Annotated in this window: 1 pseudogene; it reads left to right on the plus strand. The window is 50.8% G+C overall.

The window, feature by feature from the left end:
• A pseudogene (locus HWQ67_RS19010) lies at positions 1 to 579 on the plus strand (hypothetical protein); the annotation flags it as partial.
• Between the last annotated feature and the right edge of the window lie 663 nt (positions 580 to 1,242).

The following is a 1,242-nucleotide window of genomic DNA, read 5'->3' on the forward strand; positions in this document are numbered from 1 at the left end:
TCAGCAAAAGTCGATATCATCGTCACCCTTGCAATTCCGCCCACGGACGATTCAATGACCAATCCTGACTACCAGCTGCTGAGCTATCATTCCTACTCCACCATCAATTACTACATAAACCCGAAAAACACCTATGGCTTCGCAAGTACGGCCGTTGTCAGCACAATCACGACGTCTGTGAACACTTGGGACAAGGAAACCTCCTATCAAGTCTTCTCGTATAAGGGCACAACGACAAGAGTCGCTGGCAAACGTGACGGTTACAACGTGATCTCCTGGGGCAAGTACAGTGCAGGTGTCATCGCGGTCACCATGAGCTGGGTAAGTGGCGGCCAAACCCTCGAAGTCGACTGCATGATGAACACACGCTTCAAATGGAGCTTAACAGGGGAAGCTAGCAAAATGGACGTGCAGAACATAATGACACACGAACTTGGCCACTTCTGCGGTCTCAAAGACCTCTACAACGACGCTGACTACTGGCTGACAATGTATGGCTACTCCGACTACGGTTTGACGTACGCACGGACACTTGGATTAGGCGACATCAACGGACTGAAAGCAGTCTACGGAGCCTAGAAAGGACACTTATTCAACCACTACCTCTTTTTTCCTAACACTCGCCTAGAAATGCGCACTTTTTTCATTTGAGGAGTAAGTTCTAGTGCCCTTTCTATCCCTCGTACTATGATATTCGCTATCCTACCTTCCTACCCAAATACTACCTAACCGCATTCGGAAAAGGGAAATATACCATCAAAATGAAATCCTACAGTTCGTCGTGGTCGTTGGTCGTAGACGTTTATTCTGGGTCGTCGTCCGTCATTGTTTGGGGCAAAGTTTTATAGTTCTGAAAACCTTCAGAATGCTTGCGGTGGGTCTTAGGCGGGGGGGGGTAGGGGTCCCCTGTACCGTAAACCCTCTATAGGACGGGCCGAAAGCTGGGGCTGAGGCGTTTAAGGCCGCTGAGGCCTCCAGGTCCGAAGCGAAGACTATCCGTCCCTTGGGGCTGGCGGTCATTAGGCAGCTTTCGTAGGGAAGCTGTCTTTAATGTTGACCAGGCGAACCTGGCCAGGCCCGGGAGGGAGCAACCTAAGTCTGGACGTTCAGCGCTCAAGGGCATGCGGGTACGAGTGTAGGGTTTGGAGGTTCAGTGGATTCTGGACGACGATCTCCTGTGGCCCACCGCTCTTCTAAACGACAGAACCTCGGAAAATCCTAAATGCTCATTGATCGTATCCT

Origin of the sequence: Candidatus Magnetobacterium casense, from assembly GCF_019173545.1 — a bacterium.
GTDB lineage: Bacteria > Nitrospirota > Thermodesulfovibrionia > Thermodesulfovibrionales > Magnetobacteriaceae > Magnetobacterium > Magnetobacterium cryptolimnobacter.